This window comes from Camelimonas sp. ID_303_24 (genome assembly GCF_053543495.1).
In genome coordinates, this window is record NZ_JBLLJM010000007.1 from 54,034 (window position 1) to 68,176 (window position 14,143).

The window sequence follows — 14,143 nt, forward strand, 5'->3', positions numbered from 1 at the left end:
GGTCGCCACCGGGACCGCGCGGCCGGGTTCAGAAACGCATCTGAACTCCTCGCGAGTTGAAATGTCTCGCGAGTTGAACTCCTGGCGAGTTGAACTCCTGGCGGGCTGAGCGCCTGAAAGGCCTTGCCGCCGCGTCGCGAGCCGATCCCGGGCCCTGGTCCGCGACTGGATTATCCCAGCCGCGCCCGCAACGATTTGCGGTCGAGCTTGCCGACGGCTGTTTTCGGGATCGCGTCGGTAAACAGCACCCGGTGTGGCTTCTTGTAGGAAGCAACCTGGCCGGCGACATGGGCGATAAGGTCTGTTTCCGTCACGGTTTCACCGGGGCGCAGCACGACGAAAGCCGTCACCGCTTCAACCCATTTGGGATCCGGCGCGCCGACCACGGCGCATTCCAGCACCATGGGGTGGGTCAGCAGCGCATCCTCCACCTCACGCGGATAGACGTTGTAACCGCCGGAAATGATCATGTCGGAGGTGCGGTCGCGCAGGTGCAGGAAGCCCCGGTCGTCGAAAACGCCGACGTCGCGGGTATGCACCCAGCCATCCGCATCGAAGGTTTCCGCCGTCAGTTCCGGCGCGTTGAAATAGCCGGCGACCGACATCGGTCCGCGCACCAGGATTTCACCCGGCGCCCCCTGCGGAACGGGCGCGCCGTCGGCGTCGACGAGCCGGATTTCCACGTCCGGAGACGGCCGGCCACAGGCGCCGAGCAGATCGCCCGCATGATCTTCCGGGCGCAGCACGGCGAGGCAAAGCGGCGCTTCGGTCTGGCCATAGTACTGCCAGAAGCGGTGCTGGCCGAAGCGGGCCATGGCGCGGTCGATCACCGCGCGCGGCATCGGCGAGGCGCCATAGATGATGTGACGCAGCGAGGACAGGTCGTGGGCGTCGAGATCGGGGTGCTCCAGCAGCATTTGCAGCATGGTGGGCACCAGATTGACGGCGGTGGCGCGATGCGCGGCGATTGCCTCGAGGAACGGGCCGGGCGCGAAGCCTGGGAGCACCACCGTGCGCGCCCCGCGCAGCCAGAACGGCAGCACGAATGTGCCGCTGGCGTGAATCAGCGAGGCGGCGTGCAGCATCGCGTCGTCCGCGCCAATGGGGAACAGGTTGATGAGAATGTTGCGGCAGATGGCGGCGTAGGAGCCTTGCGTATGTTGCGCCGCCTTCAGCACGCCGGTGGTGCCGGAGGTGTAGAGCGTGAGCAGGATGTCGTCCGGCCGCACGGTGATGTCCGGCGCCGTGGCGGGCAGGCTGGCGGCGGTTTGCAGCAGATCGACGCCGCCGGGCAGGGCCGCGCCGAGGCCGTGGCAGGCAAGGCCCGGGCACAGCTGCTGCAATTCGCGCGCCCGCTCCGTCAGGTCGTCGCCGAACACCAGCACGGCGCACTGCGCCTCCTGCACCATGCGCGCATGTTCCGCCGCCGACAGCCGGGCGTTGAGCGGCACGCGGTTGACGCCGCTTTTCACACAGGCGAAGTCCAGCGGCACGCTGTGCGGGCCGTTGTTGACCAGCAACGCGACGCGCTGGCCCTGGGCCGCGCCGACGGCGCCAAGGGCCTGCGCCAGCCGGTTGGCCATTGCGTTGACCTCGGCGAAGCTCCACGAGCGGTCGCCCCAGACCAGGGCCGTGCGGGCGGCGTTCTGCCGGGCGCCGCGTTCAATCAGTTCAAGACAGGTCGCGCCTGAAGCGGACATTGTCAGTTCCTTCCTCAACGATGTCGTTGTTGCGGCGCCTGGGTTTGCCGCGCCTTATTCGCCAAACTGGCCATGCCGGCCAGCGCCGCGCTCGAAGCGCATGGCGCCAGCCTTGCCTTCCATTGCGACGATGGGCGCGCCGTCCCGGCCCTCCTGGCGCAGGGCCTCCGCCAGCGGCAGGTCCCACTGGGCGAAGGCCGATTTGCGGTCCGCCAGCATGCAGGCCTGGGGGAAAGCGGCGATCTGGCCCGCCAGTTCTTCGGCGGCGGCGCGCGCTTCTCCCTGGGGGACGACGCGGTTGGCCAGGCCCATGGCCAGCGCTTCGTGTGCGTCAACCGGCCGGCCGGTGAGGATCATGTCGAGGGCGCGGCCCATGCCGACCACGCGCGGCAGGCGCACGGTGCCGCCGTCGATCAGCGGCACGCCCCAGCGCCGGCAGAACACGCCGAACGTGGCGCCTTCCTCGGCCACGCGCATGTCGGCGAGCAGGGCCAGCTCCAGCCCGCCGGCCACCGCGTAACCGGATACGGCGGCGATCAGCGGCTTGGACAGCGCCATCCGCGAGGGGCCCATGGGACCGTCGCCGCCGCCATCCGGATCAAGATCATGTGTGCGGGCCGGGTCGTTGACGGCGGTGAGGTCGGCGCCGGCGCAGAACACGCCGTGTTCGCCCCAGAGCACGGCGACGCGCTGGCTCTCATCCGCCTCGAAATCGTGGAATGCGGCGCGCAGGGCGGCGGCCATGGGGCCATCGACAGCGTTTCGCCGCTCGGGCCGGCTCATGATGATCGTGGTGACGGGGCCCTGACGTTCAACCCTCACGGCGGCGCTCATGCGTTCCTCCGAATATTTCATTCATTGCTTCAATTCGGCAAATAATGAAATTTTGACGCCAGCCCGTCAAGCGGTGACGCGCGGTTGGCGTTCCCGTATGAACGGGCGGGTGGCGCGTCGTGCGCCTGGCCGCGTCGCTGCCCAGGATCAGGAGACACGCCGGAATGGAAGCGTCGCTGCCCAGCGCAACAACGGTGGTGCTGGATCTGCTGTCCGCCCGCCATGGCGAACCGATGTCGGCCCGGGATGTCTGCGAGGGCTGCGTGATTGTCGGACACGCCGAGGCGGTGGCGCGCGTCGCCATCACCCGCCTGTTGCGGCAGAAGAAGATCCTGCGGCAGGGGCGGGCGCTGTATGCCCTCAACGCCGCCGGGCGGCCCCTGCAGCGGGACGTCAGCACATGGCGCCAGCGCATCGACAATGTCGTGGCGTGGTCGGGCGACTGGGTCGCGGTCCATGACGCGAGCGTCAGCCGGCGCGACCGCACCCTGCTGCGGCGCCACCACCGGGCGCTGGATCTGCGCGGCTTCCGCTGCTGGTCAGGCGGGCTGTGGCTGCGACCGGACAATCTGCGCGGCGGCGTCATGGCGCTGCGGCAGGACCTGGGGGCGCTGGGCCTGGCGGCGGGCGCCCAGGTTCTTGTCGCGCGCGGCTTCACGCCGGAGCAATGCGCCGGCATTCGCGCCCTTTGGGACGTGCGGGCGCTCGCGGCGGATTACGCGGACCGGCTGCGGCTTCTGGAGGACAGCGGGCGCCGGCTCCAGGAGATGGAGCCGCGCGCGGCGGCGCGGGAATGTCTGTTGCTTGGCCGCGCCCAGATTGGCCTGATGCTGCGCGACCCGCTGTTGCCCGCGGAGATGGCGCCGGATGCGCCGCGCCGTCATCTGGTGGCGGCGCTGCAGGCCTATCAGACGCGCAGCAGGGATATCTGGCGCGCCGTTCTCAGCGCCGGTTGAATCCGCCATCATAAACATAACGGCCATGCGGCCTGTCCCGGCGGGCTGGCCCGCCTGACAATTGCAAACGAAACGGGAGCGAACGCCATGTTCATGTGCACCGGCTTTGCCGCCAGCGATTCCGAAACGCCGCTGGGCGCCTTTTCCTTCAACCGCCGTGATCCCGGCCCCTCGGATGTGCTGATTGAAATCCAGTATTGCGGCGTCTGCCATTCCGATCTGCACACGGTGCGCAACGAGTGGGGCGGCACGCTGTATCCGTGCGTGCCGGGCCACGAAATCGTCGGACGGGTAGCGGCGGTCGGCGGCGACGTGAAGAAGTTCCGGGTCGGCGATATCGCCGCCGTCGGGTGCCTGGTCGATTCCTGCCGGTCCTGCGAGAACTGCCGGGAAGGGCTGGAGCAATATTGCGAGAAGGGCGCTACGGGAACCTACAACGGCAAGGACCGGGTCAGCGGCGGCCACACCTTTGGCGGCTATTCCAGCCATGTGGTGGTGACGGAGGATTTCGTGCTGCGGGCGCCGGACAATCTCGATCCGGCCGGCGTTGCGCCGCTGCTGTGCGCCGGCATCACCACCTGGTCGCCGCTACGGCACTGGGGCGCGGGGCCTGGCAAGACGGTTGGCGTCGTGGGGCTTGGCGGGCTCGGCCATATGGCCGTGAAATTCGCCCACGCGCTGGGGGCGCGCGTCGTGCTGTTCACCACCTCGCCGTCCAAGGTCGCCGACGGCAAACGCCTCGGGGCCGATGAGGTGGTGCTGTCCACTGACAGCGCGGCGATGGCGGCCTGGCGCTCAAAGCTTGATCTGATCATTGACGCTGTCGCCGCGCCGCACGACGTCAACGTCTATCTCGGCATGCTCCGGCGCGACTGCACGCTGGTGCAGGTAGGCGCACCGGATGCGCCGCTGCCGGTTAACGTCTTCAGCCTGCTGCCGAACCGGCGCCGGTTCGCCGGCTCGATCATCGGCGGCATCGCAGAAACCCAGGAGATGCTGGATTTCTGCGGCCAGAACGGCATCACCGCCGATATCGAAATGATCGCCATGGACCAGATCGAAAACGCCTATGGGCGCATGCTGAAAAGCGACGTCAAATATCGCTTTGTCATCGACATGAAAACGCTCCGGCTTTCCGGGTTTTGAGCGAACTTCGACCGGAAAGCGCCGTAACGCCGCGCCGCCGGCGTTCAGCCGCCGATCTTGTCCTGGGTTCTGGTCTCGAAATCGGACGCATCGTGCCGTTCATGCAGCTGGTTTTCCGGCTTGCCCATGACGTTGTTGACCATCCGCCCGCGCCGGACGGCCGGGCGCGCCATGAGCCGGTCGGCCCAGGCGATGACGTTGGGATATTCGTGCACGGAGAGGAATTCACCGGCGGTTCCGTACATCTGGCCCTTGGCCAGCGCGCCATACCAGGGGAATGTCGCCATGTCGGCGATGGTGTAGGCGTCGCCGCCCAGCCAGGGCGTCTCCGCCAGGCGGCGGTTCAGCACGTCGAGCTGCCGCTTGGTTTCCATCGCAAAGCGGTCGATGGCGTATTCGATCTTCACCGGCGCGTAAGCGTAAAAATGGCCGAAACCGCCGCCGAGATATGGGGCGCTGCCCATCTGCCAGAACAGCCACGACAGGCATTCGGCCCGCGCCGCCGGCTCCGTCGGCAGGAAGGCGCCGAATTTCTCCGCCAGATAAACGAGGATGGCGCCGGATTCGAACACCCGGACGGGCATGGCTCCTGAACGGTCGAGCAGGGCCGGGATCTTGGAGTTCGGATTGATCCCGACAAAACCACTGCCGAACTGGTCGCCTTCATTGATGCGGATCAGCCAGGCGTCGTATTCGGCGCCCCTGTGGCCGGCCGCCAGCAGCTCCTCCAGCATGATGGTGACTTTCTGGCCGTTCGGCGTGCCCAGCGAATAGAGCTGTAGCGGATGCTTGCCGACCGGCAGCTCCCTGTCATGGGTAGGGCCGGCGACCGGGCGATTGATGTTGGCGAAGGCGCCGCCGCTCGGCTTGCTCCAGGTCCAGACGGCAGGCGGCGTGTATTCGGAGGCATCACTCATGCGGGGGCTCCCACGGGTGTGAATCTGGAGCCCGGATATTGCGCCGGCTCCCGGAAGGGCAGCATCATTCACATCAAACGCCGCCAGTGGAAGCCCCGGCGCATGCCCGTCGCGCATGGCTGCCGCGTGGTCTGGCGCCGGACCTGCGGCTTGAAAACGTCTCAGGCCGTCACCAGCACCTTCAGCGGGCCGCTGCGGCGCAGCACGTGCACGATGGACTGCCGGCCGGACACCGCGATGTCGCAGGAAGCCTCGCCGATGCGCAGGTTGCGGATCGTGACCTCGTCAAGAAAGGGCGGCAGGAGCGGCTCGGTGAAGGAGATCGCGTTGTCGGCCGGGTCGAACGCCACGCCGAGGCAGGCCTGCAGCATGAACAATGGCGCCGTCGCCGCCCAGGCCTGGGGCGAACAGGCGACGGGATAGAAGGTCGGGCCCTGGCCGCGCTGGCGGGCGAAGCCGCAAAACAGCTCCGGCAACCGCCGCATTTCAATGTAGGTGGAGGCGGCGAACAGGCCCTCGAAGATGCGGCCGGCCTCCGCCCGGTAGCCGTAGCGGCGCAGGCCGTAAGCCACCAGGGCGTTGTCATGGGGCCAGACGGAGCCGTTGTGGTAGCTCATGGGATTATAGCGCGCCTCGGTGTCCGGCACGGTGCGGACGCCCCAGCCGCAGAAGCTGGCCGGCGCCATGAGGGTTTTCGCCACGGCGGCGGCCCGCTCCGGCAGGGCGAGGCCGAAGGTCAGCACATGGCCGGCGTTGGAGGCGCGCACCCGGCAGGGGCGCTTGTCGCCATCGAGGGCCAGCACATAGGTGCCCAGTTCCTCATCGAAGAACGCCGCGTCGAAGGCCGTCCGCAGATCGCGGGCCCGGGTCTCGCACGCGGCGGCGGTCGCGCCGTCGCCCAGCGCCGCCGCCATGTCGCGCGCCGCCTGCCAGGCGGCGTACACATAGGCCTGCACCTCGCACAGGGCGATGGGGCCGCGCGCCAGCGCGCCATCGGCGTGAAAGACGGAATCGAAGCTGTCCTTCCAGCCCTGGTTCACCAGCCCGTCCGGCGTCTGGCGGCCATATTCAACGAAGCCGTCGCCGTCCCGGTCGCCGGACGCGCGGATCCAGGCCAGCGCGGCCTCCACATGGGGCCACAATTGCTGGATGGCGCGCACATCGCCGGTGCGATGCAGATAGGCGCCGCAAAGGGCGACGAACAGCGGCGTGGAATCGACGCTGCCGTAATAACGGCGGAACGGCACCTCGCGCAGTTCGGCCATCTCGCCGTGGCGGACCTCGTGCAGGATTTTGCCGGGCTCGGCGTCGGCCAGCGGATCGGTCTGCGTCGCCTGGTTGCGGGCGAGATGGCGCAGCACGCCGCGGGTGATCTCCGGGTCGAGCCACAAGGTTTGCAGGGCGGTGATGAGCGCGTCGCGCCCGAACACCGTGCTGAACCAGGGAATGCCGGCGTAAGGGTAGGGGCCATCCTCCGTATCGGTCACCAGCATGTAGAGATCAGAGACGCTGCGCCGCAGCGCTTCATTGAACACATCGTTGGAGCTGCTGACCGCCGCCGCGCGCCCGGAAAGGCGACGCAGGTCGCGCCGCGAATCCCGCAGCGCGGCGAAATATCCCTGCGCAGGCGCATGATTGACGCCAGGGGTCCTGCAACTCACCTCCATGTACAGGGTGCGGCTTTCGCGCGGCGCCAGCGTGAACGTGAACACGGCGCGATTGCCCGTCAGTTGCGCCGGCTCCGGATCAAATCCCAGCGTCGTCACCCGCCGCTGGTGGTCGAGCCCCGTATAGGACAGGCGAACGTGGTTCGCGGCGGGCTCCGGCGGATGCCTTTCGCCCCGGCGTTCGCGCCGGGAGCCGCGCACCTCGAACAGGTCGGCGAAGTCCGCCGCGAATGTGATGGCGATGGTCACGTCATGCGGCTTCTGGTCGTAGTTCTTCACCACGACCCGCTGATAGCAGGCGGCGTTCCACAGGAAGCAGGAGCGCCGGATATGCAGGGCGTCCCGGGCTATCTCCGGTTCGCCATCCCGCCCAACGATCTCCGGGTTGGTCAGGTCGCAGGTCAGCGTCGCGTTGTCGTCCCGGAGAATCGACGACAGCAGCATGGGTCTGCGCCCGCACACCGTCATGGCCAGGTGCGACAGGTGCCGGGTGTCGCGCCAGAACAGTCCCTCCGGGCTTTGCGGGCCGGAAAGGGCGTCGCCGTGATGATCAAACACCGCGAAGGCGTCGCCCTGCTTGAGCGCCCGGGGTTGCGTTTCCTGCAACGAGGCGTCGCTTTGCACGGACCACAGGTCGGTCTCGGGCTCGCTGGCCGCCGGGCCGCCAGCCATTGCCTGGGACGCCATCAGCGACGTCGGTTGGACGGTTTCCATGACAGGACCTCCTGGAAAGACGGGGCCTCCCGGCAAGGCAGGGCCTCCAGGAAAACTCCTGGGGCGTGTTCAGGGGGCGCGCCATGGCAGTGGCCAGCGGTCATGACACCCGCCGGCCTGTCTCAGGCAACCTGCAGTGGCGGCGTCGCGCGGGCACCGGCAAGGCGCTCGTAAACCGCCAGATAATCGCGGGCCATGCGGGTGGCTGAGAAGCGTTGCTCGAACCTGGTGCGCACCTCCCTCCGGTCCAGTTCGCCGGCCATTCTGACCGCCGCCACCGCTTCTTCGATCGAACTGACCAGAAAGCCGGTGACGCCGTGGTCAATGATCTCGGGCGTCGAGCCGCATGACCAGGCGATGACCGGCGTCCCGCAGGCCATGGCTTCGATCATCACCAGCCCAAACGGTTCTGGCCAGTCGATGGGAAACAGCAGCGCATGGGCATTGCCGAGAAAGTCCGCCTTTTCGGTTTCGCCGATTTCGCCGCAGAAGGTCACACAATCGCTGTCGCGCACCAGCGGTTCGATCATGTCCGCCCAATAGCTGGCGTCGGCCCGGTCAATCTTTGCGGCGATCCGCAGCGGCAGGCCAGCGCCGGCGGCGATGGCGATGGCGCGATCCGGACGTTTCTCCGGCGAAATCCGCCCGAGAAAGGCAAGATATCCGCCGTCCTGATGGGGCTGGGGCGTCAGCAGTTGTTCCGGCAGGCCATGGTAGACATTGGCGGCCCAATTCAGCCCCGCCGGCATTGGCGTTCGCTGGGCATATGAGATGGATACCAGCGGATACGCGGGAAACTGCCGGTAGAACGGCGCCAGATCGGGCAGGTCCTGGCGTCCATGCAGGGTCGTGACGGTTTTGTGGGCGATGTCCCGGAATGTCGGGAAGTGCAGCAGATCCACATGAAAATGCAGGATATCAAACGCGCTGGCCTGGCGTCGGACCCGGTCCACCATCGCCAGGTTCCAGGGCAATTGTTCCTGCACCGCCGGATTGAGGCGCAACGCCATTTCGCAGCAGCCGCACAGGCAGCCTGACGTGACGGAATCGCCGCTGGCGAACAGGGTTACGTCGTGACCCATATCGACAAGCTGTTCCGTCAGATAGGAAACAATTCTCTCGGTGCCCCCATAGAATTTTGGAGGACAGCGTTCAGCCAGGGGCGCAATCTGGGCAATTTTCATGGCGTCACCGTCAGTACTGGCAAGCCGCAGGAGCGCGGCGCAGAACCTTACGGGCCGACTGTCCTGGCAACGGCAGCTGTGACTGTTTCCGGCAAGCCAGCTGCACAACAGGGTTAACCATAAAAATGTTCAAGGCATGTCCGCCCGCATGGCGTCATGTGGCATCACCTTAGGGAAGGCTGTCCGACGCGTCGCCGCGGCCAGAATTGGGCGGAGCCGGGTCGCGCGTCGCCGTCATGATTGACGGGCGCGGCGCCAATATCCGACACTCCCGCCCACAAGCCGGAAAACCGGCGCAAGCGCGGCCTGTCCGGACGGCGGCGGCGGCGCAAAGACCACAGGGTTGGAGGAAACGGCATGGCCGGCAGAGGCAGAATCCACGCATGGCTGCGCGCGGCGCGGGCCGGAACGGCGCTGTGCGCCGCAGCGGGCGTTGTGGCCGGGGCGGTGGCGCTGACCGGCGGCGCGCAGGCGCAGGACAAGCCCGCGGACAAGGGCGAGATCCGCATTGGCAACGTCAACGCCTACAGCGGTCCCGCCGCCGTCTACGCGGTGCTTGGCAAGGTTCCGGCGGCCTATTTCCGCATGATGAACGACCAGGGTGGCGTCAATGGCCGCAAGATCACCTTCATCACCTATGACGACGCCTACAGCCCGCCGAAAACCGTGGAGCAGACGCGCAAGCTGGTGGAAAACGATCAGGTGGCGGTGATGTATGGCTCGCTCGGCGCGCCGACCAGCTCGGCGACGCTTAAATATCTCAACGGCCACAAGATCCCGCACGTTTTCATCGCCTCCGGCGCCACCAAATTCGGCGACCAGGCCGCATGGCCGTGGACCATGGGTTTCCAGCCCAGCTACCAGACCGAGGGCAAGGCGTTCGCGGCGAATATTCTGAAAACCAAACCGGATGCGAAGATTGCGGTCCTGTATCAGAACGACGACTTCGGCCGCGACGTGCTCAAGGGCTTCAAGGACGGCCTTGGCGACAAGGCGAAGATGATCGTCGCCGAAGCCTCCTATGAATCGACCGATCCGACGATCGATTCCCAGATCGTCAAGCTGAAAGCCTCTGGCGCCGATGTGTTCATGAACATGACCACGCCGAAATTCGCCGCCCAGGCCATTCGCAAGATCGCCGAACTTGGCTGGAAACCGACGCATTATCTCGGCAGCAACGCCAATTCCATCGCCGCCGTGCTTGGCCCGGCCGGACTGGAAAATGCAAAGGACATTATTTCCAGCGCCTATCTGAAGGACGCCAACGATCCGGAGTGGAAGGACGATCCGGCGTTCAAAAAATGGAATGCCTTCTATGACAAATATCTGCCCGACGCGGACCGCAAGGACGCGCTGACCGTCTACGCCTATGTCGCCGTGCAGGCGATGGAGCAGGCGTTGCGCCAGGCCGGCGACGACGTATCCCCGGCCAACATCATGAAGCAGGCGGCCAATCTGAAGCATTTCCGCTCCGATCTGCTGCTGCCGGGCATCGAGATCAACACGGCGCCGGACGACCACTATCCGATCGAGCAGTTGCAGCTCATCCGCTTTGACGGAAAGCAGTACGTGCGGTTTGGGCCGGTGATCGATTCATCGAAAAAGAACTGACGGCGCTCCAGTCGTTCACTGCGGTCCGCCGCGCGTGAACGACGCCAATAACTTTCCAGCGACAGGACCCGGGCAAAATCCGTTCATGCCGGACAGGAGTTTTGCCTCCACATGATTTGACGCGTTTTCCTGCCCCAGAGCGCGTCCGCGCCGGTGGGAAAACGCCACAGGGCAGGGACGCCGCCATGAACCGCATCACGCCGGAGACGCTTGCCGCGCCAACGGTTTCCGCCATCTTCCATAACGTCGCCAGCCTGTATCCGGACAACAGCTTCATCGCTGTCGGCCCCCTTGCGACGCGATCGTACCTGCCGGAGGGCGTGGAATATACCTACGCCGCCACCCGCGCCATCGTTGACGATCTGGCCGCCCGTTACCAGGCCGCGGGCTATGGGCCAGGGCATCGCGTTGCGGTCCTGCTTGAAAACCGGCCCGAGCACTTTTTCCATTTTCTCGCCCTCAACAGCCTCGGCGCATCGCTGGCTCCGGTGAACCCGGACTACCGGCCCGACGAAATGCGCTACCTGCTGGAACACGCGGAGGCATCGCTGCTGGTCGCCTTGCCCGGGCGGCTTGAGCAGGCGCAACGGGCGCTGGCGCTGTGCGCTGAACCGCCGCCGCTGCACGACGTGACCTCGGCCGCGCCATTTCCCCCGGCGCGAACGCCGGCCGGGCAGGCGACGCCGGATCCCGATACGGAAACCTGTCTTTACTACACGTCCGGCACCACCGGCCGGCCCAAGGGCTGCGTCGCCACCAACCAGTATTATCTCAGCGTTGGACGGGGGTGCTGCAGCAATACCGGCCTTGGACAATATCGCGAGGGCCAGGAACGCACCTACAACCCCCTGCCGCTGTTTCATATCAATGCCGGCGTATTCAGTTTCATGGCGGCGCTGATGAACGGCGGCTGCGTGATCCTGCCCGACCGTTTCCATCCGCACAGCTGGTGGAAGGAGCTGGCAGACAGCCGCGCCACCGTGGCGCATTATCTCGGCGTCATTCCCGGCATGTTGATGAAGCTGGAGCCGACGCCGCTGGACCGGGCGCACGGACTGCGCTTCATGCTTGGCGCTGGCGTCGAGCCGGAGATTCACGGCGACTTCGAGGAGCGCTTCGGCGCGCCGCTGCTTGAATTGTGGGGCATGACCGAAACCGGCGGCGGTTTTTTCGCTGACGCCGAGCCGCGCATGATCCACACCCGCGCCATGGGCCGCCCGCTCGGCCGGCCGGGGCTCGATCTCGACGCCCGCGTTGTCGACGCCGACGACAACGATGTGCCCACCGGGCGGGAAGGGCAATTGCTGGTGCGCCGTTGCGGCGACAATCCGCGCCTCGGCATGTTCCGGGAATATCTCAAGAACCCGGAGGCGACGGCCGAGGCCTGGCGCGGCGGCTGGTTCCACACGGGCGACGTGGTGCGTCAGGACGAAACCGGCATGCTGTATTTCGTCGACCGCAACAAGAACATCATCCGCCGCTCCGGTGAGAACATCGCCGCCGCCGAAGTGGAGGCGACCCTGCTGGCGCATCCGGATGTGGCGGAAGTGGCGGTGGTGGCCGCGCCCGATGAGGTGCGCGAGCAGGAAGTCTTCGCCTGCGTCGTGTTGCGCGCGCCCGATGCAGCCAGCGAGGGCAAGGCGCGGGAGCTGTTCGCGTGGGCCAATGAGCGGCTGGCCTATTTCAAGCCGCCGGGCTGGGTGCTGTTTCTGGCTGCGCTGCCGAAAACCAGCACCCAGAAGGTGCAGAAAAGCGAGCTGTTCGCGGCCGGCGCGGATCCGCGCAAGGCCGACGGCGCCATTGATCTGCGGGCGTTGAAAAAGCGGGGGTAGCTGGCGGGCGACGCTTCTGCCCGTCGCGCCGCCTCACACCACCCGGTAGAGGTCGGCGCGCGTCGGCGGCAGGTTGGAGGGGCCTTTCAGGCGCTTCTGGCCCAGGGTCTGGTAAATGCCGACGTTGTTGCGCTCGAAGGCGATGGAGCAGGCGGCCAGATACATCAGCCAGACGCGATACTTCACCTCGCCGACCTCGGCGATGGCGGCGTCGCGGTTGGCGCGCAGCCGGTCGTGCCAGACGCGGCAAGTGCGCATGTAGTGTTCGCGCCAGCATTCCACGTCGCGGATTTCAAAGCCGCCGCGCTCCATGGCCGTCAGCGTGCCGCTGAGCGTATCCAGCTCGCCGCCGGGGAAAATGTAGCGGGTGAGGGCGGCGAAATCCGCGCGCTTCTTCTTTTTGGTGGCGCTTTTGCCGGGCCGGACGATGCCATGGTTGAGAAACAGGCCGCCAGGCTTCAGCAGGCGCTGCATCGTGCTGAAATAGGTGGGGTAGTTGGCGATGCCCACGTGCTCGATCATGCCCAGCGAGCTGATCTTGTCGAAACGCTCCGCGCCGGGCAGCTTGCTGTAGTCGATCAGTTCAACCGTGCAGCGGTCGGCGATCCCCAGTTGCTGGAAGCGCGCCCGGGCCAGCTCCGCCTGCTGTTCGGAGAGGGTGACGCCGTGCGCCGTGACGCCAAAATGCGTGACAGCGTGCGCCATCAGCGCGCCCCAGCCGCAGCCGATATCGAGGAAAGTCTCGCCAGGCTGCAAACGCAGTCGCCGGCAGGTCATCTCCAGCTTGTCGACCTGCGCCTGCTCCAGTGAATTGGTCCAGTCCTTGTAATAGGCGCAGGTATAGACCATGCGCTCATCAAGAAAGAGCCGGTAAAAATCATTGGAAACATCATAATGGTAGCTGATGTTTTTGCGGTTCTCGCCAGCGTCGCCGTCGCTCGGCGCCGATCTGGCGATGTCTTCCAGCGGCCATGGGCCGCCGCGTGGGGTGAACAGGAATTGCGCGCCGGCGCGCAGGGCCAGCTTGCGATCGAGCGTGCGGCGGAATTCGCGGGTGCGCACGGCGGGTTTCGCCGCCACAAGATCGAACACGTCGCCATTGCGGATATCGACGCGGCCGGCGGCCCACAGATTGGCGAGGGTGGCGACGGACGGGCGGCGGACCAGCGCGCCGATCACGCCTTCATCACCCAGATAAACCCCAAGGCCGGTTTCGGGGTAATCCGCCGGAACCCGTGAACCATCCCACAGAAAGAAACCCGGCTTCAGTTGCAGCCGCTCGCGCACATGCGTCAGCAACTGCGTCAACGTGGCGAGGCGTTTTTCTGCCGACATGTCGCTTCCTGTTTTTCCGCCTGGTTCACTGCGCCGCCAGGGGCGCGCTGGCGTTTGCCTCCAGGCCCGTCTTGTGGCTCCAGATGGACAGCCCGGATGGACCGCCGAAGAGCAATCACCCCGGGGCATAACGCGATCAAAGGGGGGCGCGTGATGACCGATCACAGGGCTGACAGCGACGCGCCGGATCGGGCCGGATGGCGCAACGCACATGGCCCCAGGCCTTGTCTGGATGGGCTGTCAGGGA

The 14,143-nt window shown here is 66.4% G+C and carries 11 protein-coding genes; 5 read left to right on the plus strand and 6 right to left on the minus strand.

Translation table 11 applies throughout. The features are described 5' to 3' along the window. Positions 1 to 170 precede the first annotated feature (170 nt). Together ACERNI_RS09300 and ACERNI_RS09305 are read right to left on the minus strand one after the other, a co-directional pair. Positions 171 to 1,700: a class I adenylate-forming enzyme family protein gene (locus ACERNI_RS09300; RefSeq protein WP_448833009.1), complete on the minus strand. Its 1,530-nt coding sequence runs from the start codon at positions 1,698 to 1,700 to the stop codon at positions 171 to 173. Positions 1,701 to 1,754: 54 nt separating this feature from the next. Next, a complete protein-coding gene (locus ACERNI_RS09305; RefSeq protein WP_448833010.1) occupies positions 1,755 to 2,534 on the minus strand; it encodes a crotonase/enoyl-CoA hydratase family protein in 780 nt (259 codons plus the stop codon). Positions 2,535 to 2,698: 164 nt separating this feature from the next. Here ACERNI_RS09305 and ACERNI_RS09310 point away from each other — a divergent pair, with 164 nt between their 5' ends. Continuing rightward, complete coding sequence (locus ACERNI_RS09310; protein WP_448833011.1) at positions 2,699 to 3,490, plus strand: hypothetical protein; 792 nt, start codon at positions 2,699 to 2,701, stop codon at positions 3,488 to 3,490. Between the two features lie 93 nt (positions 3,491 to 3,583). After that, positions 3,584 to 4,636: an NAD(P)-dependent alcohol dehydrogenase gene (locus ACERNI_RS09315; RefSeq protein WP_448833149.1), complete on the plus strand. Its 1,053-nt coding sequence runs from the start codon at positions 3,584 to 3,586 to the stop codon at positions 4,634 to 4,636. Between the two features lie 44 nt (positions 4,637 to 4,680). Here the strand turns inward: ACERNI_RS09315 and yghU are convergent, their stop codons facing one another. The 3 genes from yghU to ACERNI_RS09330 all read right to left on the minus strand — a co-directional run bounded on the left by yghU (position 4,681) and on the right by ACERNI_RS09330 (position 9,118). Continuing rightward, the gene (yghU, locus tag ACERNI_RS09320) at positions 4,681 to 5,553 is read right to left on the minus strand and encodes a glutathione-dependent disulfide-bond oxidoreductase (protein WP_448833012.1); all 873 of its coding nucleotides are present in this window, start codon (positions 5,551 to 5,553) and stop codon (positions 4,681 to 4,683) included. A gap of 161 nt (positions 5,554 to 5,714) precedes the next feature. Then, positions 5,715 to 7,934 (minus strand): amylo-alpha-1,6-glucosidase, encoded by a 2,220-nt coding sequence (locus tag ACERNI_RS09325; RefSeq protein WP_448833013.1) that lies wholly within the window; start codon positions 7,932 to 7,934, stop codon positions 5,715 to 5,717. 122 nt (positions 7,935 to 8,056) lie between these two features. Then, entirely contained in the window at positions 8,057 to 9,118 is a 1,062-nt protein-coding gene (locus tag ACERNI_RS09330; RefSeq protein ID WP_448833014.1) for a glycosyltransferase family 4 protein, read from the minus strand. Between ACERNI_RS09330 and ACERNI_RS09335 the strand changes: the two genes are divergently transcribed. The 3 genes from ACERNI_RS09335 to ACERNI_RS09345 all read left to right on the plus strand — a co-directional run bounded on the left by ACERNI_RS09335 (position 9,008) and on the right by ACERNI_RS09345 (position 12,561). Continuing rightward, positions 9,008 to 9,235, plus strand: a complete 228-nt coding sequence (locus ACERNI_RS09335; protein ID WP_448833157.1) for a hypothetical protein — start codon at positions 9,008 to 9,010, stop codon at positions 9,233 to 9,235. The two genes, ACERNI_RS09330 and ACERNI_RS09335, sit on opposite strands and share 111 nt — an antisense overlap. Positions 9,236 to 9,475: 240 nt before the next feature. Continuing rightward, complete coding sequence (locus ACERNI_RS09340; RefSeq protein WP_448833015.1) at positions 9,476 to 10,729, plus strand: ABC transporter substrate-binding protein; 1,254 nt, start codon at positions 9,476 to 9,478, stop codon at positions 10,727 to 10,729. A 185-nt stretch (positions 10,730 to 10,914) separates the two neighbouring features. Continuing rightward, positions 10,915 to 12,561: an AMP-binding protein gene (locus ACERNI_RS09345; protein ID WP_448833016.1), complete on the plus strand. Its 1,647-nt coding sequence runs from the start codon at positions 10,915 to 10,917 to the stop codon at positions 12,559 to 12,561. Positions 12,562 to 12,594: 33 nt separating this feature from the next. Here ACERNI_RS09345 and ACERNI_RS09350 read toward each other — a convergent pair whose 3' ends face one another. Further along, positions 12,595 to 13,896, minus strand: coding sequence for a class I SAM-dependent methyltransferase (locus tag ACERNI_RS09350; RefSeq protein WP_448833017.1), 1,302 nt, complete (start codon positions 13,894 to 13,896; stop codon positions 12,595 to 12,597). Positions 13,897 to 14,143: the final 247 nt, after the last annotated feature.

Excerpts from the sequence above, each read along its gene's own strand:
- ACERNI_RS09310 (WP_448833011.1), top strand. The coding sequence starts at position 2,699 with ATGGAAGCGTCGCTGCCCAGCGCAACAACGGTGGTGCTGGATCTGCTG.
- ACERNI_RS09315 (WP_448833149.1), top strand. The coding sequence starts at position 3,584 with ATGTGCACCGGCTTTGCCGCCAGCGATTCCGAAACGCCGCTGGGCGCC.
- ACERNI_RS09300 (WP_448833009.1), bottom strand. The coding sequence starts at position 1,700 with ATGTCCGCTTCAGGCGCGACCTGTCTTGAACTGATTGAACGCGGCGCC.
- ACERNI_RS09340 (WP_448833015.1), top strand. The coding sequence starts at position 9,476 with ATGGCCGGCAGAGGCAGAATCCACGCATGGCTGCGCGCGGCGCGGGCC.
- yghU (WP_448833012.1), bottom strand. The coding sequence starts at position 5,553 with ATGAGTGATGCCTCCGAATACACGCCGCCTGCCGTCTGGACCTGGAGC.
- ACERNI_RS09345 (WP_448833016.1), top strand. The coding sequence starts at position 10,915 with ATGAACCGCATCACGCCGGAGACGCTTGCCGCGCCAACGGTTTCCGCC.
- ACERNI_RS09305 (WP_448833010.1), bottom strand. The coding sequence starts at position 2,534 with ATGAGCGCCGCCGTGAGGGTTGAACGTCAGGGCCCCGTCACCACGATC.
- ACERNI_RS09330 (WP_448833014.1), bottom strand. The coding sequence starts at position 9,118 with ATGAAAATTGCCCAGATTGCGCCCCTGGCTGAACGCTGTCCTCCAAAA.
- ACERNI_RS09325 (WP_448833013.1), bottom strand. The coding sequence starts at position 7,934 with ATGGAAACCGTCCAACCGACGTCGCTGATGGCGTCCCAGGCAATGGCT.
- ACERNI_RS09350 (WP_448833017.1), bottom strand. The coding sequence starts at position 13,896 with ATGTCGGCAGAAAAACGCCTCGCCACGTTGACGCAGTTGCTGACGCAT.